Origin of the sequence: Mucilaginibacter dorajii (genome assembly GCF_024808255.1) — a bacterium.
GTDB classification, from domain to species: Bacteria; Bacteroidota; Bacteroidia; order Sphingobacteriales; family Sphingobacteriaceae; genus Mucilaginibacter; species Mucilaginibacter dorajii.
The window spans coordinates 145,745-165,843 of record NZ_JANTYS010000009.1; the positions used below are offsets into that span (position 1 = coordinate 145,745).

Annotated in this window: 17 protein-coding genes and 1 tRNA gene; 2 read left to right on the plus strand and 16 right to left on the minus strand. The window is 41.4% G+C overall.

The genetic code is table 11. The annotated features are described in order from the left end of the window. Positions 1 to 2: 2 nt before the first annotated feature. The 13 genes from FHS10_RS14265 to FHS10_RS14325 form a co-directional block, all read right to left on the minus strand. Positions 3 to 839, minus strand: coding sequence for an N-acetylmuramoyl-L-alanine amidase (locus tag FHS10_RS14265; protein WP_259091642.1), 837 nt, complete (start codon positions 837 to 839; stop codon positions 3 to 5). Between the two features lie 349 nt (positions 840 to 1,188). After that, positions 1,189 to 2,034 carry a DNA damage-inducible protein D gene (gene dinD / locus FHS10_RS14270; RefSeq protein WP_259091643.1) on the minus strand — a complete coding sequence of 282 codons (846 nt, stop codon included), beginning with the start codon at positions 2,032 to 2,034 and terminating at the stop codon, positions 1,189 to 1,191. Between the two features lie 38 nt (positions 2,035 to 2,072). Beyond that, positions 2,073 to 2,381, minus strand: coding sequence for a hypothetical protein (locus tag FHS10_RS14275; protein ID WP_259091644.1), 309 nt, complete (start codon positions 2,379 to 2,381; stop codon positions 2,073 to 2,075). A gap of 66 nt (positions 2,382 to 2,447) precedes the next feature. Continuing rightward, complete coding sequence (locus tag FHS10_RS14280) at positions 2,448 to 2,690, minus strand: hypothetical protein (RefSeq protein ID WP_259091645.1); 243 nt, start codon at positions 2,688 to 2,690, stop codon at positions 2,448 to 2,450. 86 nt (positions 2,691 to 2,776) lie between these two features. Next, a complete protein-coding gene (locus FHS10_RS14285; RefSeq protein ID WP_259091646.1) occupies positions 2,777 to 4,129 on the minus strand; it encodes an LlaJI family restriction endonuclease in 1,353 nt (450 codons plus the stop codon). Continuing rightward, positions 4,129 to 5,688: an AAA family ATPase gene (locus FHS10_RS14290; RefSeq protein WP_259091647.1), complete on the minus strand. Its 1,560-nt coding sequence runs from the start codon at positions 5,686 to 5,688 to the stop codon at positions 4,129 to 4,131. The genes FHS10_RS14285 and FHS10_RS14290 overlap by 1 nt, the downstream gene beginning before the upstream one ends. 58 nt (positions 5,689 to 5,746) lie before the next feature. Further along, entirely contained in the window at positions 5,747 to 6,751 is a 1,005-nt protein-coding gene (locus FHS10_RS14295; protein WP_259091648.1) for an HNH endonuclease, read from the minus strand. Further along, complete coding sequence (locus FHS10_RS14300) at positions 6,751 to 7,989, minus strand: DNA cytosine methyltransferase (RefSeq protein ID WP_259091649.1); 1,239 nt, start codon at positions 7,987 to 7,989, stop codon at positions 6,751 to 6,753. The genes FHS10_RS14295 and FHS10_RS14300 overlap by 1 nt, the downstream gene beginning before the upstream one ends. A 100-nt stretch (positions 7,990 to 8,089) precedes the next feature. Next, positions 8,090 to 8,524, minus strand: coding sequence for a very short patch repair endonuclease (locus tag FHS10_RS14305; protein WP_259091650.1), 435 nt, complete (start codon positions 8,522 to 8,524; stop codon positions 8,090 to 8,092). 704 nt (positions 8,525 to 9,228) lie between these two features. Further along, positions 9,229 to 9,741 carry a glutathione peroxidase gene (locus FHS10_RS14310; protein WP_259091651.1) on the minus strand — a complete coding sequence of 171 codons (513 nt, stop codon included), beginning with the start codon at positions 9,739 to 9,741 and terminating at the stop codon, positions 9,229 to 9,231. Positions 9,742 to 9,782: 41 nt separating this feature from the next. Then, positions 9,783 to 10,214, minus strand: coding sequence for an rRNA maturation RNase YbeY (gene ybeY, locus FHS10_RS14315; RefSeq protein WP_259091652.1), 432 nt, complete (start codon positions 10,212 to 10,214; stop codon positions 9,783 to 9,785). Continuing rightward, positions 10,214 to 10,636: an ATP-binding protein gene (locus tag FHS10_RS14320; RefSeq protein ID WP_259091653.1), complete on the minus strand. Its 423-nt coding sequence runs from the start codon at positions 10,634 to 10,636 to the stop codon at positions 10,214 to 10,216. Before FHS10_RS14320 ends, ybeY begins: the two co-directional genes overlap by 1 nt. Position 10,637: 1 nt before the next feature. After that, entirely contained in the window at positions 10,638 to 13,979 is a 3,342-nt protein-coding gene (locus tag FHS10_RS14325) for a DUF4175 family protein (RefSeq protein WP_259091654.1), read from the minus strand. A gap of 293 nt (positions 13,980 to 14,272) precedes the next feature. On the opposite strand from FHS10_RS14325, the gene FHS10_RS14330 reads away from it, so the two are divergent. Together FHS10_RS14330 and FHS10_RS14335 are read left to right on the plus strand one after the other, a co-directional pair. Next, positions 14,273 to 16,270, plus strand: coding sequence for an ATP-binding protein (locus tag FHS10_RS14330; protein WP_259091655.1), 1,998 nt, complete (start codon positions 14,273 to 14,275; stop codon positions 16,268 to 16,270). A gap of 523 nt (positions 16,271 to 16,793) precedes the next feature. Beyond that, positions 16,794 to 16,867: transfer RNA gene (locus FHS10_RS14335), tRNA-Pro, on the plus strand. 142 nt (positions 16,868 to 17,009) lie between these two features. On the opposite strand, the gene FHS10_RS14340 is transcribed toward FHS10_RS14335, so the two are convergent. From FHS10_RS14340 to FHS10_RS14350, 3 genes are all read right to left on the minus strand, one after another. Continuing rightward, the gene (locus FHS10_RS14340) at positions 17,010 to 18,131 is read right to left on the minus strand and encodes a DUF3472 domain-containing protein (RefSeq protein ID WP_259091656.1); all 1,122 of its coding nucleotides are present in this window, start codon (positions 18,129 to 18,131) and stop codon (positions 17,010 to 17,012) included. A gap of 256 nt (positions 18,132 to 18,387) precedes the next feature. Next, positions 18,388 to 19,383, minus strand: coding sequence for a hypothetical protein (locus tag FHS10_RS14345; RefSeq protein ID WP_259091657.1), 996 nt, complete (start codon positions 19,381 to 19,383; stop codon positions 18,388 to 18,390). Between the two features lie 7 nt (positions 19,384 to 19,390). Continuing rightward, positions 19,391 to 20,083, minus strand: a complete 693-nt coding sequence (locus FHS10_RS14350; RefSeq protein ID WP_259091658.1) for a hypothetical protein — start codon at positions 20,081 to 20,083, stop codon at positions 19,391 to 19,393. Positions 20,084 to 20,099: the final 16 nt, after the last annotated feature.

Genomic DNA, 20,099 nt, shown 5'->3' on the forward strand with positions numbered 1-20,099 from the left:
GGTTAGGGGGCATACTTCCTATACACATTATACAGCACATTCAAATCCAGCTGACCCATTACGGGGCTGTCTTCAATTTGTACAAAGTGGCGTTTAAAGGCGGTTATGGCGGCGGGTAGGTTGCTGGTATCGTAGCCTATCAGGCGCAGGGCGGTGGCATAGTCGAAGTTGTCGGGTGGTAGTTCCAGCAGTTCGTCGGGCCAGTAGCCGAAGCCTTTGGCGGCAAGCAGTTTCCAGGGGAACAGCGGTCCCGGATCGGGCTTGCGGGCGGGGGCAATATCCTGGTGACCAATAAAATTGGCCGTAGGTATATTATAAGCCTTTTTAAGCTGGGTAAGCAGCGCCAGCACACTCTTTATCTGTACATCGGTAAAAGGCTCGTGGCCGTTGTTATCAATCTCAATACCTATCGAGCAGCTGTTCATATCGGTAATGCTGCCCCATTTGCTAATGCCGGCCTGCCAGGCGCGCAGGTAATCGTTAAGCATGTGCACCACTTTGCCATCCTTGCCCACCACGTAATGGGCGCTCACCTGTGGTTTAACCAGCGTAAAGGTTTTTATGGTTTGCGCCAGCGAATCCTGGGCTGTGTAGTGGATAATTACATAGTTGGGCTTGCGGGCATTAAAATTAACCGTACCTATAAACTCGCTTGGGATGGGCGCACCCAGGCTATCAACCAGCACAGCAGGCTGCTCACGGCCAAGCACCTCCAATACCGAATCTGTTTGATGGCTGTACACTTTGTTGGTAGCCGCGTAAGGCAGTACCTTTGGCGAACACGCCCCCAAACCAGCAACAACAGCAAACAGTAATATAATATAGATGGTATTTTTCATGAGCACGGTACTTAAAGCTAAAGTAAGCAAATAACGCACCGAAGCCCAAAATGTGACGACCAAAATATTGAGGGTGGGGATTGGCGTAGTCAAAAGTGTTGCGTTGCGCAACAGGTATGTGAGTTATTAAATTACATCCTATTAATAATCAAGGTGTTCGCAATTTTGATGTTTTGCAAAACCGAAACAGTTTAAGAAATCAAGTGGTAATACTACCTGCTGCCTGGTACTTAAACCGGTGTTTTAGAGGGTGGAAATCCGAAGTCTATGCAAACGTCCGCCAGTCCAAAAGCCCCGCCCCTTCATTTCCCGGCAGTATGCCTAAATTAGAAAACCGCGGTATCATTATTTACTTCTTCGGTTTTCCGCCGGTTTTAGAAACTTTCTTTTCATCACTCTCTAATCTGCGCTCCAGCTTTTTAACATCTTCGGCGGCAGGTAGCGATTCTGGTCTTACACCTCTTTGCAGTAAAATATCCCTTACGGCCTTGTTATTGTCGATATGTTCCTTTGAGATTTGCGTGTTATTGTTCAAATCCTTTTCGATAACATTGTGACTGGTCAATTCGTTGGCAAAATCTTTGGCTTTAATGGTTAATGTGGGCAGAAAATCTGCCAAAGGCTTGGCAGGGGGAACTCCCAACTTCTTTTTCATGTCGTTTGTGCTGAATCCTCCAAACAAGGCCTGATCGCCTTTCGACCGGATGATCGCAAACCCCGCGCTATCAACACCACGTTCATATAATATCCCCGATAATTTCTTTTCAGATTTTGTAAGTTTTTCGCGGGCTGTAACGCGTTCAACATCTATTAACCGTTGTTCAATAATTTCCTGCTTGCGGGTTTGCACAGCAAAGTAAGTTTGTGCGAAGGCGATTGCTTGTTTTGCCGGATCGCCGTTTTGCGCGATGAGGTAACAGGCATAGCGGGTTAATGCGATGTCCTCTACCTCCCGTTTTGCGCCTTTCGCAATCTCGATCATTTTGCCGACGTCGGCAAAATGATCAGAGACACTGGAATCGGCATTTTCACATGCTTTCTTTGCTTTATCAATTACATTCAGGAAGTTATTCCACTTCGTGTAACCCAGTATTTCCTGCAAATCTCTCGCGCTCCAACATTCTATTCCATTAAAATCGTAACAGGCATGTTCAAACTTGCTAAATAGCTCTAATATAACTTCCTTCTTCATCATCTATTAAAAAAGCAATATAGTCAATTAGTATTGCCCCGTCATATCTCAATTTCCAACAACTCTACAAAACCCAGCACATCCATTTTCATGCTCACCGGGGCGGCAGTGAGTCCAATGCTTTCAAATTCGTGCCAGGTGGGGTCGGTTTCGGGGTTAAAGGTGTTGGGGGTTAAATCGGGGATGCCGGCATGGGCGACGTAAAACCAGGTTTGGTCTATGAGGTTGGATCGGATGAGCGCGGTTAGTTCTGCCAGACCCAAACCTGTTGGGTTTGCCAATACCACCGAACCATATTTTTTGTAATTACCGCCATCGCGGTAGAGGTAGTTGAACTGAATGTTTGCCATTCGGCAATTTAGCAGGATGGTTTGGGGTGAGCAATCGGAGATAAGTGACCTTTTACCTTGATGGACTTATGCTACAACCCTATTTTCCTCAACCTGACGAAGCAATATTTCTTTGCCTTCCTCAAGCGACATTATGTTGCCTAATTCTTTTAAAGATTGCTCGTCGTTGTAAATGCCGTTGGGATCATTCCACGATAGCCATTCTATCAAATCTTCACAAGTCATTTTGTTTACCAAAGCGATTAACTCTGCGTTTGGTAAATCTGTTAAGGATTGATAATTAATACCGAAGTTTGTTAAATAGCTCATAATTAAAAATACTCTAATTGAATATAAAAAGCAAACTTTTCCTGGAAATTATATCGTTAAAACAAGGTTTATTTTTCGTTACACATTTATTTTGATGCTCCGATAAATTCTGTAATCTGATTTCCTGAAAAAGGTATTTGAGCAATATAATGTTTGAAAAGAATATCTGGATTCAAGTAAACATTGTAAATAGGCTTATCTATTGCTTGGTTTTCTATTGATACAGAGCCGATAAATTCCATCAGTTTAAACGATCCTATTAAACCAGGAAAAATTAATATGTTTAAATAAGAGGTTGGATAATTTAGCCATTCGGCACCAGAAGTGGTTCTACCTAAAATAAATTGATAAAAATATTGTTTGATGATATCTCCGACGCCAGGATTATTATCCGCCCTTTGGCTAATATCATCAAACTTGAACATATAGTATTTCGCATCAATAATTAGCATGATGGAATTTTGCGCATCTTTTACCCATCTTATAACATCCGGCCTTACGGTGTGCTTTTCGGAAATAATTGTTTTATCTTTATTGATCCACTTAGGGGTAGATAAATAGGATTTGTAAGCCTGATATTGATTTTGGAAACAGAAGCTTACACCCGATTCCCATACGTGTTCAAATTTATTTTTTCCATATAACGTATACACATTATCCCCATAAGCGCCATTTGAATTAATAAGTTCAGCGAGCATTTTGAGTAAACGTATATTTCTGTCATTAAATGTTATTCTGAGCTCTTTTTCAATTGTATACAGCAAAAAGTTTTTTTCACCAATATCTTCCAGCGACAGCGATTGTTCATCACTATTATCCACATTTATATCCAACAGTTCTGAATACTTATCTGCACAATAATTAATCGCCCATCTATGAATTTTACCGATGATGTTATTGGACACATATTGATTTTCAAAGCTAAATAACTCAAAATAATATGGATATTTAGTTACAACAGGATATGTGTTTTCAATTGTATAATCCCATAATGTTTCATTGTCAGAATTAGGTACAATATTCTGTTGGATCAAACTCCATATACCATTTTGGAGATAATCATTTAAAATAAGATCAGCAAGTGAAATTTCGCTACTAAATGCATGTGACGAACAATTTATTAGATCTGAATCTGGAATATCTAAATTAATGTTATTTTGATATATCTTCAGAACTTTGATTAACTTTTTTGCCTGAGCGATATACTCCCTATCCAAATTAAGTTGATTTTTTAAATACTTAGGAAGAATGCAAAACAAAGTTGTAGCATTTGCCGCTATCCCACAATATGAAAAACTGACGGTTTCAAAAGAAACCGATAGATAATTGTTTTCCAAAAAAAAATCATAAAGAATCCCCAGGCTAGTCTTTATAGCGGCCAAGCTGTATTGCTCAGCTTGTTCAAAAAGAAAAGTTATTCCGTTGTCTGTTTGGTGCATTATTCAGTATCGAGCCTGTCCATTATAACCTGAACAAATACATTTTTATTACTATCATAAAGATCTATGATAGTACTGAAAGTATCTGCTTCAAATAGTTTACGATGACTATGCCTCAATACGTCGTCCCTTAAATACAAAAGAAGTTTATTCTTAATTGATTCAGGATCCATCAATTCGGCTTCACTTAAAAAGAATGGCCCAATTAATCGATCTTCCGGAATCTTGCACTCGGCGCTCAAAAATGTATTAATTATTTGTCTAAAACTATTCCAGTTATATTGCTTAGAACCAAAGAAAATCGACTTTCCTTGACGAACGTCTTCGTTTTTGTTTAAAGGGAGATATTCGAAATTCCATCTACGTTTGAAGGCTGAATCCATATGGAAAACACCTTGGTCAGCACTATTCATGGTAGCCCATATATAAAAGTTTGATGGCAGGTAAATTCCATTTTCAATAAGTTTATATTTCTCACCGAGTTTCTCTTTTAAATGTAACATGGCCTCTTCCGAAAGCATTACTCTGTAGTCACTTGAACCCTCAGTACGATCAAGTAATTGAAAAATCTCACCAAAAACCGCAGCGGAATTTGCTCTATTGATTTCTTCTATGATTAGAAGGTAAGGCAGCTCAGATAAAAACGCTTCTGACAGGGCTTGTAAAAAGGGGCCCGGAGTAAATGAATAATCTATTATTGGTTCATTCAGTATATATTGATTTTTAAATTCGGAACCCCGAGAATTGTAAAATTCAACATCGCCACTTGGTTTTTTATAATATGTTACTGGTTTGTAACTACCAGCGAATTTCGCATAGGAATAATCAGGATAAAAAGTAATCCTTTTTTTGCGGCTACCGAAAATAGACGAGCGCTTCTCGACTTCCTTGCTCTTTCCTGTTCCAGGAGCACCATAAATTATCAGATTGTATGGATAATCCTTACCAAAGGATGATGAATCGCCCTTTGTATGTCCAAAATAATTAAAAAAAACAGCTTTGTCATTTCGATCCGTAATTTCCGGATTAATTAAATAATTACCAAGGTCGTCAGTATGTACACCGTTTTTCAATTTTAGTTGCCCTTTTTCTATAGAAAAAACGTCTGAATACAAATTGAACGTATTTCTTAATATATCATCATTACCAATAGATTCTTTAAAAACTTCGGTTTTAACTAAATCCCATTCAACATTACCATCATTTTTCATAAGCTGTTCGCAAAACTTGGCATGTATACTAATGGGCCTTAGCTCAGAGAAGCCTCTTGTATATGGATTAGGGACATAATATTTGACAATCCATTTCCGCAAATAATCTATAACTTCTTCAAGACTCGGTGTGTAACTAAACCGGGGATAAAGGTTTCCCTCGCTTTCATAATAAAGACCAAGTTGACACGCTAGCTGATAGGGTGTTGTAAAAAAAGTGTTATCAAAATTTTCAATTACAATTTCCCTTGCCTCTGAAGAAGGCAATACCGTCTTTGGTAAAACGTCTATTAATTGCCTTACTGTTTCTACATAGGGATTGCGCCAACGGCAAATAGGATCAGACATAGTTTCGATATTAATTCAGATCTTAAAATTATCTTAATATAATCGAAAAAAAGAAATACTATGATTTAAAAATATTATGTCTATGATATTCTATATATTTTTCTCTACCCTTAATAGGAAAATGTGTATATCTAGTTCCATTTAGAAGATTTAACTTTTTGGTTGTATTTTGGGATATCCAGGGAGAAACGATAAGCTCTTTGTGATCTGTAAAGGAGATAAAACCCGAATCAAATAATTTATCAATTGTTGGAGTAAACAAGACTCCATTTTTAGGATCAAGGCGCTCAAAGTTTGAAGAAAGGCTCCACGGTTTAATATGACTTGCCACAAGCAATCTTGTATCATCTACACGAGTTATGGGGCAGATCTTACATTCTTTAGAAATACCCATTCTAAATTTACCTTGTCCAACTCTCGCTTTAATTAATTGGTCCTTTTCTGTTGTTGAAATTGTTATAGAAGACAATATTGCTGATTCCTGTGCAATTGAAAAGTTGTTACCCCAATCATAAGAGCTAAAATTGGGAAAAACCTTAAAATAATACATTATTTGCCCATCTGACGATTGCAATTTTAAAATAGAAGTAAAGGTTAAGTTGGGTAGCGCTACATCTCTTAAAATTGAATAAATGTCATCTCCATCAGCTTTTGATCCTGGCCGTTTTGCATATAATCTATTATCAAGAGAATCTCGTTGATCATGCTCTCTGAAATGAAAAAAAGAAAATGATGCAAGAGAGTTTATTTGATCCATTCTGTTTTTATAAACGCGAAGAAAATCAAGCTTTCCTCGATAATTCTGCGAAGGATCCTGATATTCCGGTTGCAATTCCTCCATTAACCAAATCAAGTCATCTTTTTTTATAAAACACAAAGCATCAAAACCTAATCCACCAAAAAAAGCATATTTGGCAGCGTCGCGTTTGCTACCTATATGCCATTCCCAAGCACCAGTAGATTTACCAATCTTATTTTCTTCGTCAGTAAATGAATCCCTTGATGGTATTTTTTCAATTGTGTCAATTATCTCAAATCGCTTGCCGTTGATTAAATAACTCATTATAAAGCAAATTTTGTGATATCCATCTGTTTTAGAACGGCTATAAGCATATCTACAATTATACTGTTACCTGCCTGGCGGTAAGCTTGTGTATCGCTTACTTCAATCTTAAAATCATCACGAAATCCCATTAAGCGCAAACACTCTCTCGGTGTAAGTTTTCTAATACGTCCTTTATGTGTAACATAATTGTCTACTCCAGCTCGATGCATTTTGTGCATTGACTGAAGAAGTGGACGAGCAATCTCAAGATCGGTTTTGGTACTTGTTTTCCAGTTTTTTGTTCCTCCTGCAAGTACGTAATCCCTAACCTTATCTGACAAGTAATACTTTTCTTCTACATCTCTTACATCAAAAATAAACTCATCGAATGCAGTTTGATCATATTCGGGTTCAAAAACAAAATCACCATGCCAATTAAATTGTTGATTTGCCTTTTGGCAAAGAGCGATATCTCCATTAATTTGGGTATATCGCTTCATTCTGTTTTTAGTACTTGTTACAAACTTTATTCCCTTTTCCTTCAGGTAATATTTCGTCTCGGTAAAATCCTCTAAGAAGTCCTGCATTGTGTGTTCTAATGGGACTTTTACAGGAAAACTGAAATCAATGTCATGATCAAGAAAGCCAACGACAACGATTCGTTCTCTGTGTTGTGGTATACCAAAATCTTTCCCATTAAGCAACTTCGAATATATTTTATACCCAAGATCTTTAAAAACATCCTGAACAACTTTCCATGTATTCCCACCATCATGATTAGTTAGGCCTTTAACATTTTCGTAGATAAAAACTTTCGGCTGGGTTTCACTAACAATTCGGGCAAAATCATAAAACAATGTACCTCTAATATCATCTAAACCAAGCCTTTTTCCAACCATCGAAAAAGCCTGACATGGGCTACCGCCGACAAGTAAGTCAACTTTATTTTTATATTTTTTTGCATTAAATTGGGTTACGTCATTATGCCAGTCTGCTACGTCTAATTCGTAATTAGCCAAATAGCTTTTTTTTACATGCTGATCAATGTCACTTGCAAACGTGATTGAAGAATTGAGATTAAGCCGTTGCAAAGCATGCTCCACGGCTCCGATACCGCTAAATAGCGTGCCGAGCCGAATTGTTGATTTTGGATTGGAAAATATCTTTTGTTGCCAATTCCCATGATACAACTCTGCATCTAAAGATGTTTGATATGACACCAATGGCTCCTCTACTAAAAATTGTGATATGCTCATGCGGCTAACTATATTTTCAAATATAAAAACTTTCCTTCAAAACCAGAATATTTAGTATTTTTTTGCTAAATATTCTGGTTTTTAGCTCCCTGTGCAACATTTAAATTGGTTTCTCTTCATTGTTTTTCAGCGCCGCAATAATCGAAGTTAGAAAACCAGCCTTATCCACGCCCTTTAAATCACACTCCCAAACAACGAGAACTTTCCATCCCCTCAATTCCAATGCCTTTCCATATTGTAAATCGTTATTAATATTTGTATTAATCTTATTCAACCACCATTCAGTTCTTGTTTTCGGCACCACATAATACCGGCACCCCTCATGCCCATGCCAAAAGCATCCATGTATAAAAATTACGGTTTTGTATTTGGGTAGTACAATATCCGGCTTGCCGTGCATATCCTTAACGTGCAGGCGGTAGCGGAAACCGTTTTTGTGCAGAAACTTACGCACCAAAAGTTCGGGCTTGGTATTCTTTCCCTTAATCCGGGACATGTTGTAGCTTCGGGTTTCTTTGGAGTGTACATCGGCCATAGTGTAAAATTACTACAATTGGGGTTATACAATGGTTTCGTTTTGCATGTGGCAATGCGCGTGGGCGCGTTAGGGATAGCAGCGGATACCGGCCCGGCGCTTAAGGCCTGTGCAGTATGAGCGGATAGCCCGGGCCAAAGGCAACGCCCGTTTTAAATTCAAAAGGTAAAAGTCAAAAGTCAAAAATTTGCTTGCGGGGTGGGTGCTTTGCTTGTGGGGTACTGAAACAGGTTCGGCATGAATTGGGGAGTTAACGCGGGGGAACTTTTTGGGTGGCTCTGTATAGTTGGGGACTGCTTCGTTGTACCTCCTACCCATGACGTCTTTTAAAACCGTCTGTCATGCTGAGGAACGAAGCATCTATTCTACGCTCTGCCTGTTCGCTCTGCCTGTTCGCGAATAGATGCTTCGTTCCTCAGCATGACAGGGTGGTGAGGATAGTTTGTTACGTCATTTTCACCTTCAGAGTCCGCCGGATTTTAAACGGGAGGTTGTATGTGTGAGGTTGGCGAGGGTGTTTTTTACAAATTTGAACATCCTTTTTACCCCTTGCTCCGCCTTCCCCGGGGAAGGAATCGCACGAGGCCCCTGCTTTTTTTGCCTAATCCTATAGTCCCAATGTCTCACTGTCCTATAGCCATAAAAGTTCACAAAAAAAGCCCCGGTAAACCGGGGCTTTTGGTATGCTATGTAACCGTTATCGTTTACAGGTATTTGGTAATATCTTCTGATAGTGGGGTGGTTTGTGAGCGGAAACGGTGGATTAGTTTGCCGTTTTCGTCGATCAGGAATTTTTCGAAGTTCCATTTGATGTCGCCGGTAAACTCTGGGTTTGGGGCGGTGGTGAGGTATTGAAACAATGGATCAATATCTAAACCTAACACGCTTACTTTACCGCTCATAGGGAAAGTTACGTTAAAGTTATCGTGACAAAAGGTTTTGATATCCTGGTTGGTGCCTGGCTCCTGGCCACCAAAGTTATTGGCCGGGAAACCTACTACTACCAGCTTGCCTTTGTATTTTTCGGCAAGGGCTTCTAAATCTTTATACTGTTTGGTAAAGCCGCATTTTGATGCTGTGTTTACAATAAGCACTTTTTTGCCTTTGTATTTGGCCAGGGAAAAGTTTTCGCCGTCGATTGTTTTTAGTTTAAATTCATAAACCGATGCTGGTGCCGATACCAGGAAGAAGGCTAATATTAACGTAAGTAATTTCATGGTTGGTAATAATTGATGGTTTTGATAATAATTACGTAAAATTAACTAATAAAATTTCGACGGGCTAAGTACTCGTCTTCTTTTTGTGTCATTTTTTGTTTTGTAACAACAGTTTTATCTGTGTAGCCCAACAGGTGCAGCGCACCGTGGATGATTACGCGGTGCAGTTCCTGGGTTTCGGTTACGCCAAATTTGGAAGCGTTTTCGCGGATGCGGTCTATAGATATAAATATATCGCCCACAATTTGGCCTTCTACTTCGCTGTTATCAAAGGTGATGATATCGGTAAGGGTATCGTGGTTAAGGTATTGCTGGTTCATGGGCAGCAGATACGCGTCTGAACAAAAAACGTAGGTAAGTTCTTTCAACTTAAAACCCTCGGCGATGATGGTATCTTTGATCCACTGGCGCACAAGGGTTTTATTTTTTAGCTTATAGCTGATGCCTTCTTCAAAAAACTGTATAGCAGGCATCAGATTTTAAAATGTAGTTCCAATTCGTTGCCTTTGGTGTTAAATATGCACTGATCGGCAAGGTGTCTAATAATGAATACGCCACGGCCGGTTAAGCTTTCCAGGTTTTCTGGTGCGGTTGGATCGGCCAGGTGGTTATAGTCAAAACCATCGCCTTCGTCGGTCACTGTCCATATAATGCGTTTAAGGTCAACATCGGCATTGATGATCACCTTTTTAGATATATCGGATTTATTGCCATGTATAATGGCGTTGATAGTGGCTTCGTTTAGGCAGGTCATCATGTTGGCAAAGGTATCCTCGGCCACATGGTATTTGTCAGCAATCTCTTCTATCAGCGCCTCAAGCTGAGTGATGCTCTCCGGCGTCGACGGGAGCTGCAGCGTGAATAATTCGCCGGTTTGAACATTTGCCTGTTCCATATTATTTGGCATTAAGTTGATCAAAGTATGATTTAATTTTTTGCTTGTAATACAAATTAAGTGCCGGAGATACGGTTTTTACCTCTTCTGTTTGTTTTGCACGTTGCTGCTGGTATCCCTGCAGGGCCTTTATATAGCCCGGCGGAATGTTTTTACCTGCATTGCTTTCCCGCTGCTGGTCTTGCTCCCGCTCCTGTTGTGCCTTCTCTGCTTCCAATAACCGGCTCTGTATTTGTTGTTGTCGTTTAAGCGCTTCGTCTGTAATCTTCCTGTTTACGAGATCGCGCTCGGTTTGTTCCATTTCTTGCGAAATTTTGTCTAAATTACCAATTCCCGGCTTTCCATCCTTATTTTGTTCGCGGTTTATTTGTTGTAATTGTTGCCTTATCAATTGCTGCTGGCGCGCCATGCGTGCAAGTTGCTCGCTCATACCGGGTTGCCCCTGCCCCGGCTTTGGCTGCCCTTGACCCGGATTATTACCCTGCTGCTTCATCTGCTCGCGCGCCTTTTGCATGTTTTTATTAAGCTGATCCTGCATTTTTGACAGTTGCGACATGCTTTGCGGCTTGCCCTTGCCGCCTTTACCCTTGTTCATTTGCTTTTGCAGCTGATCAAGCGCTTCGCTCAGCATGAGGGCCAGGTTGTTCATGCTGGTCATGGCGTATTGCTGGTTGCGGTTGGCTTCGCCCGTGCGCCTGTCGCCAAGGTTATCCAAGGCCTGGTCGATATGGTTGTTAATGCTCGTGATCTCCTGGTTAACCGTCGATTGAATTTGCGGAATGCGCCTGCTTAGGGCATACAAACTATCCTCGGCCGTTTTCAGGTTATCCTTTATATCCTTTTGATTTTGGGACAGGGTGATATACTGCGGATCTGTAGGGCTGGTTGTTTTTAGTGTTTGCATCAGCTTTTCCTGGCTAAAGGAACTGTTCACCAGGTTTTTGAGCAGCTCGCGCAGTTGCTGGGCATCTACGGCGTTATCCTTGCTTTCGCCCTCGGCATCCTGCTGCTGCGTTTTGTTGGCCAGGTCCTTCATTTCCTTTGCGGCCTGCTGCTGGCTTTTGCTGGCTTTGCTTTTATCGTTCTTTTGCAAATCGCCGGCACTTTGATCCATCTTTTGCTCAATACTTTGAGTTTCTTTTTCGGGGTTTTGGAAATCGCTTTTATGCTCGGCCTGCTCGTTTGTTTTTTGCAGATCTTCCAGCCCCTTCTTCACATCCTCAAAATCCTTTTTCAAGCCCTGCTGCTCCTGCTGTAATTTTTGCTGGTCGCTGCCTTTTTGTGCTGTCTTTTCGGCAAGCTTTTGCTGCTGATCTGCCAGTTTATTCAGCTGATCTACCTGTTGATTAAGCTTCTGATCAAACTCCAGCTTTTTGTACAGCTCCAGCATCCTATCCAGTTCCTTTTTAAGCGATTTATTATCCATCTGCATTTTAGATAGCTCATCGCGGGTGGCATCCTTTTGCTGCTCGTTTAGCAACTGTTGCAGGTTTTGCAGCAGGTCTTTAGTTTTTTGATCGAGCACGTTATTAAACAAATCCTCTATCTGCTTTTGCTTATCCAGGATCTCCTGGTTTTGCTGCTGGTTTTCCTGGCGATTGTAGAGGTTCTTTTTATTATCGTCTTTAATCTCCTTCACCAAATCTTCCAGGTCCTTGCGTTTTTGCAGCAGGTCTTCTACCTGTTTCTTTTCGTCAAAGCTGAGGCTATTTTTATCAAGCAATAGTTGGTTTAATTTCTGCGATTCGCGCTCCACCTGCCCCGCCAGCTTAATAGCCGACTCCATTTTTTGTTTAATGGCCTGGGTGCCTGCGTTTAATTGTTCGTTAACCTCTTTGGTATCGGGCACGTTGAGGGTACGCTCGGGGCTACGTGCTTTTTTAGGACCATTCACGCCATCGTTATCGGCAACTTCAAAATAATAGCTTACCTGGTCACCGGGGTTTATGCCCAATTCCTTCAAATTCCAATAGTAAAAGAAATCGGCCTGCGTTTGTTTCATATCTGCTTCAACCCGCTTAACAAACGTTTTTGAAGCGGCCTTATTACCCGCGGATTGTACGGTATAATGGAAATCAAGGGCCGAAAAACCATGATCGTCCTGGATCTTGCCATTGAAATACAGCGACTTCATACTCACCGAGTCGGGTTTTTCTTCTACGTTGATGGTTGGCGCTTCATCTAATATTACGTTGATATGATACGTTGCCGAGTCGCTTCGGCTTACCTGGGTATTTACCGGGCTAAGCTTATAGATGGCGTTTTTGTATACCTTTTCGCTGTGTTCAAACACATCGGCAGCGGTTGCTGTAGCCGCATGCTGCACATCGTTCATAAAAAACTGCAGGCCGGTAGCGTGCTGGGTATGCAGCTGCCATTTAACATTGGTACCGGCAGGCAACACCAGATCGCCGGCGTTAACCAACGTCTCGTTCTTTTTATGCAGATAGGCGGGGTAGTTCAGCTCCACATCAAAATGGAGTAAAGCCGGTTTCTGGTTAACCTTCACCAGGTACTCTGCCGATGCAAAACCATTGCCAATGAGTTTAAAACGGGTATCCTGCTGCAAATTGGTAAACTGGTAATGAAAGCGGCTGATGTTTTCCTTATCCAGCTTAAAAGTGTTGTTGGCTGTCTCGATGTATACATCGGCGGGGAGTTTATCGCCATCAAGTTTCAGGTTAAGCTTCAGATCTTCGCCCTGCACTACCGAAAGGGTTTTGTTAAGCACCATAAATTTAAACGGCGCGGCAGGCACAAAGTACTCGTTATGCCTGATGAGCCTTTTGGTGCTCTCGGTAAGGATAGAGGGTGCCGCGAAAGCGATCACGATGATCACCGCCGCCGGTGCCAGTATGTATTTTAAATATTTGGTATTCTCCTTAATGTTAATGGCCGATGGAAAGCTTACCGGTTTAAGGGTTTCTATCTTTTGGTCGATGCTGGCTTCAATAAGGGCGCGGTGGTTTTCATCCTGGGAGGCCAGCTTTTTAAGTTGCAGGGTGTTAAGCAGCTTATCGTTTACATCTTGAAAGTGCTTACCAATGATCTGGGCGGCTTCATCGTGCGTTAACGTTTTACCCAATTTTAACCAGGATAACAGCGGCGGCAATATGAGCCAGCAAATCAATCCAACATTAAGCAGTATAAAAAAGTAAAATAATATGGTACGAAATACGGTATTGAAGTTGCCAAAGTACTCGCTAAGGGTAATTACTACGTAGGCGGTAAACAGGCCGGCACCCAAAAAAATGAGTCCACGCAAAAAATTATTGAAGTAATACTTCTTAATGAAGATATTAATCTTCCCAATAAGTAGTTCATAATTTTCGGCCGATGTCATACTCAAATGCTAAACTATCAAATAAACGATAAATGACAGTAAATTATATAGATAAGGTGTAAGTTAAAAATTTGCCGCAGCATTAAAAGTCAAATCTATAATATTTAACAATACCGGGGCAAAATACCTCATGAGGGTAGTTGCATAAAAAAGCTTCTGCGTATTTAGGTTTTAGTTATATTTAAAAAAATAAATTCCGTATTTAACCAAAACAGGATAGCTCCGTAATGTATTTAAACTCCCCCAGGTTTTATTTAGCCCTTATACTCCTGTTATTTTTTAATATTATTTTAATGTTCTCTTCCTGCGAAAGAAACAACAACCAGAACATCAACATAAAATTAAAAAAGACCTTTCAAATTGTAGATAGCCTGGTGATTGCAGGTAAGCCTGATACCGCAAAAAAAATGCTCACAACCTTAAGGGCAAAACTCAAAAACGACGACCCGCTGATTGTTGATTACTACAGGATGAAAGCCGAAGGTTACCATCACAACCTTCTCCTGATGAACCGCTACGCCGATAGCGCCATTGCTTTTTTTGATAATAATAGTGAAGCCGAAAAATATCCGGAAACTTATATGCAAGCCCTGTTAATTAAAGGCGACGCGGAGGTGCTTTCCCAAAGATATAACCTGGCTTTGCGCTATTATGATAAAGGGAAGCTGCTTATAACAGGCGGCAGCTGCGACGATGGTATCCTGAATACCAAAATAGCAGGGATTTACTACTCTCAAAAAAACTATTTGCTTGCTGCACAATACTGGAAAATGGATTACCAGCGGCTGGGCACCTGTACCACGCTTACCCGTCAAAAACTTTTCTATTTGCAACAGTCGGCATTAAATAATACAGGAGTAGCCTATGAGCGGGCTGAGTTAATTGATAGCGCGGCTACTTATTATATGCGGGACCTGGATTTAATACAGCAGGCAGACAAAGCTAATATTCTTGATAAACATTATATCAATATATCAAGCATTGTTATATATGATAACCTGGGTGGCATCAGCATAAAAAAGGGTAACTACGCCCTGGCCAAACAATATCTTGAAAAATGCATATCTATTCCAACCGTTGATATGGATGGCATGCGTATCCCCCCCTACACCAAGCTGGCCAATGTATATACACGCACCGGCGATTTCGCCAAAGCGGCAGATGCTTTTGCAAAAGCACGCAAGTTGCTCGATCTGTACTGGCAGGATAATCCCGAAGCAATAATTAAGTGGCATAAACTATACGCCGACTACCTGTTTAAAATAAAACAGCCCCAAAAGGCTTACTACGCCCTCGGCGATTATGTACGGGTAACCGATTCTTTTGAAAAAAGCGCGGCTAAAATATACCGGCTGGATATTGACCGGGAGTTCACCGCCCTGCATCAACAGGAGGATATCACCGGTTTAAAACAGCAGGATAAGCTCAAACTGATTTACCTGGCCGCCATTACCATAGTTGCGATATTGCTTATTGTGATTATGGTATTGATTGCCCGCAACCTTAAAAGAGCGCGCAAAGGCCATAGCGATACCGTTTTAATAAACGATCAGTTAAAAAACACCCTTGTTGAGCTGGAGGTAGCTAACCAAAACTACATCCGCATGATGCGCGTAATGGCACACGATTTAAGAAACCCGCTGTGGGGTATTACAGGGCTGGCCAGTATGATGCTGGACGAGGAGGCTGAAACCATTTCTGACGATAGCAAGCACGCTCTAAAACTCATCGAATCAACAGGTAATAACACCATGGATATGATCAACGAGCTGCTTAAATCGGGCCTCGATGATGAAAACGAACCCATGGCTACCGAGAAAGTAAACCTTAAAAAACTATTGTTTGATTCTGTAGAGCTGTTGCGCTTTAAAGCTAAAGCCAAAAACCAGGAGATCATTTTTGAAGCCGATGATACCCCGGTTATTGCCCAGGTGAACAGCGAAAAGATGTGGCGGGTTTTTAATAATGTGATCGTAAACGCTATTAAGTTTAGCTTTGAGGGGGGAGTGATCAAGGTTGGAATGACGCAACAAGGTAAAAGTATTTTAATTCATGTAACCGATAACGGTATTGGCATCCCCCAAAAAAACGGCAACGGTATTTTTGAAATGTTTACCCCCAACAAAAGGCAAGGTACTGCCGGCGAACAACCCTTTGGCCTGGGCCTCTCCATCACCAAAAGGATCATGGAAAAACATGGCGGTAAAATATGGTTTGTGAGCGAACCGGATAAGGGTACTGTTTTTTATATGGAGTTGGATGGAGAGGAGAAACAGGCAGGAAATGATTAGCCCCCTTGCCATAAAGTTTGAAGCCTGAAATACTACAGGGCAAACGCATCTGATTGGGTTAACATAACTTAACATATTTCAGATGAAAATGAACCTAATTAACTAATAATCAATGTTTTATATTTTTGCATGGTTAACATAAAATTGATGCATAGCGCCCCCAATATTGCGCCTGTTGCCGGCCAATACAAGCCCATTCGATACCCTACTGTGTGTACACATCTTTCATACTAAAAGAAATGTCTTTTCGATAGAGCGGAGGTGGGATATGAGCGGGGTGCGAAAGAGAAATCTTATACTACAAGCTACGAGCAAACGTAGCTTGTAGTATAAGATTTCTCACCCTTGCCTTGCAAAATCCCACCCTCCAAGGGTTCGAAATGACAACGTTTTTTTGGGTGATAGGATTTCAAAAGATGTGTACACACAGTAGCTTCAATACCTGGATCAATTAACCAGCACAATGCTATTGTTCTTTTTGAATTATTAGTACAAATTATATATTTGCAAACCATACATCATTCGGGATGTAGCGTAGCCCGGTATCGCGCCAGCATGGGGTGCTGGAGGTCGGAAGTTCGAATCTTCTCATCCCGACTAAGAAAACAAACAATGAGAGCATATTTGACTGGTTTTATAACTGGTTGGATATGCTCTTGGGCATTTATTGGGGACTGCGACTCTTAGCAAAAAGCCTCATTTCCTTAACAGAAACGAGGCTTTTCTTCATTTACCGCCCTCATGGCGTCTTCTCTTCCAACACCGTCTTTTTAACCTCCGATTGCTGGCCAAAAATGTCCGTTATCTGCAGGCCGATGTAGTAGTTTTGTTTTTTTAGGTTCATTCCTGCTACTGTTGTACCAACACTGTACTGTTCGGGGTCGGTGCCGGTAATGGTGGCCAGCGGCTTGCCTGTATAAGCGCTGTTGTCATAAATATTAACCGTATAGCTTAATTGTGGTGTTGCCGTTGGCAATACACTCCAGTTAACAAATATTTTCTTTTGCGAATGATCATAGTACGATGCCATATCATAAACGCTGGCAGGTATCAGATCGGGCCTATCTTTTTGCCTGGTTGGATAAAATGTTTTCTTTTGCCAGGGCGATGTACCGCATGAAGTAACCCGCACGCCGTCATCGCCAAACTTTTCTGCTTTCCATGAGCCATCACCAGCCTCGGCTACCAGCGAATCGGGATGTGCCCATTTATTTTGAGCTGTTAACATCCAGTACGATTTATATACCGCCGTCCTGGAGCGTTTTTGCTCATCGGCAAAGTTTTCAAGGAAACTCCCAATATCGCCATGCAACATCGCTTCTTTTTCAGGAATGGCGAATGTTACATAGTGCCGGTAAGTTTTTTCGGTGTTATCATAAATCCAATAGCCAACAAACGTGGTCGAATCATTACTTGTCCACCGTTTTACAATATTGGTATACCAATGGTCGGGTTTCCAGCCAAAGTCGGCGTGAGAGTGCAGCCCTGTGCCCTCGCCGCCAAAGCCACCTACAAAAGTGATTGGATCTTTATACTGAGCCCGGATCTGTACTTTATTGGGGAAATCCCAAACGGAGAAAATATTATTTCCGGGCCTCGGTTGGTTGAGCTCAGCTTGTTGGATACCGCAATACCCACCGCTTTTACCTATGCCAAATTGTACGCTGCAGGCATAGGTAAAGGGCGCTATGCCTTTTGACGGAAACATCACATCGGCCATCATCAATTCGGCTTTTATTTTGCCCATGCCTACCGTTTTTACATAAGGCCCCCATTTGGGGCAGCTTTGTTGTGCGTTGCCGTTTATGGTGAAGGCGAGCATTGGCAAAGCCAATGCCAGGTATTTCAAATTAAATTTCATATGTTTTATTATAATTGCGGCTTAAGTTTTTTATTAAATTAAAGTGCGTTCGATATAAGAACTCCCAAATGTCATTTCGACGAACGACGGAGGGCATAGTGGGGGGTGAGGAGAAATCTTATGCGACAGGCTACGTTTGCTCGTCGCTCGTATAAGGTTTCTCTTTCGCTCAACCGCTCAATCCCGCCCTTGCTCAATCGAAATGACATACTTTTCTTATTTACGAGAACCCGCGTTAATTAATTGTCATAGTTCATCAGTTTACACGTGTGGCATCTACAGTTTGCTCAATTACCAGGTATGAGCCGGGCACGTAAATGCGGATAGGAAACCTAAGGTTCAGGCTATAAGCCCCATCGGGTAATCCATCGTTATGTACAAACTTTGAGGGTATCCGCTGATAAATATTAAAGCCATTGCCCAGTGAAGTTAAAGGAAAAGGCGTAAGCGGATACCTGAACACACATGCATTATCGGTATAATAATAAGACCGGCTGTATTGCTGCAACGATTGCAAAAATGCTGGGTTAGGATTTAAACCCGCGGCGGGACGGCTAATGATCTCGCCGTTTTTTGGATTAAAAAACACACCGTTTTTATCCATGTACTTAACCGTTATAATATTAGGAGTATCGGCCACCCTTGTAATGGTTAAAAGCGGCGGTTTACCAACTACCGATTTACTCTCGTTACCCACCATTATCCGGGTTTCGCTGGTTGCGCCAATGGCGGGCACGGCGTCAAAAGTGGTGGTATCGCGCAGTATAAAATCGCCCAGTTTAGGATAAACCCGGGTGCCGGTTTCGTTGGTGATCTGCACATCAAACTGATACTCGCCGCCAGGCACATTCAGGGCACCAAAGTTGGCGGTTATCTGGCCACTTGCCGGGATCACAGATATCGGTGTTATTTTCTGGGTGGTAAGTTTTGCGGTTATAAGGGCAAAATTTGTATCTACAAGCGGGTTTATAACACCTGTAAAAACTTGTACCGGGTATGTTTTGCTAAAAAGTGAATCAACTATCTTCCCGGTTGCCTTATCGTAATAATGCAGCACTTTAACCGAAAAAGGTTGCGAAGTTCCATCGCCGTTAAGCCCTGCGCTTAAAAAGGCCCGCCCTTTTGGAATAATTACCGGGTTTACCTCATAGTGGATATAAGGGCTTAAAAAGCCGACCGCCGATTTTTTACAGGCATAGGTTGCGCCTAAACAAACTAATAAAATGATACAAAGTAGTGGTTTATGTTTCATGACGCGGTTATTGTTTAAAGTATAAAACATGAGTATTGTTAAGCACATTTAATTGCCCTGTGGCGGTAGTAAGCCCGGTTGTTTGGCACAAAACCCGCACGCCCACGGTATCTGGTATAGCCGATGCCACTACCACCGCAGGCAGCTGGCCTTTAATAAAGTTGTAATACTCTATACGCGGTGCTGTGCTTACCGCCGATGTATACCCCAGGTTAGGGTCAAACGTTTCTTCGTATGATATTACCGCCTTTGAGCCTGTTTTCGCAGTATTAAAAATCACCCCGTTTTGTGTAAGCAAACTGTACTTAACAGCGGCGGGTATTATATAGGCGTTGAGCGAATCTTTAAATTTACCAAGGTCGTATTTCATCAGCGTATCTATGCTGTACTGGGCAAATGGGTTAACCTTTTGTGCTTCGAGTGTTTTTTTCTGCAGGTAATTTTTGATCGAAAAATCGGTAGGGGCGTAAAAAGTGATCCCCTGCTTGTTAATAGCATCCTTTAAGCCGGCTTTATCAATCACCATTAAAAGCGTATCAAATAACTGGTACCTGTTGCTTTTTAAATAATCGTAGGTGGTTAACGTTGTGGTTGTGTTCTCCAGCTGGCCGCCAACAATATAGTTGTCCTTTTTGCACGATGCTATAACAATGGTTATCATCGTCAAAACTATCCATAGCTTTATGATTGTGTTTTTCATGTTTTTTAAGATTTTA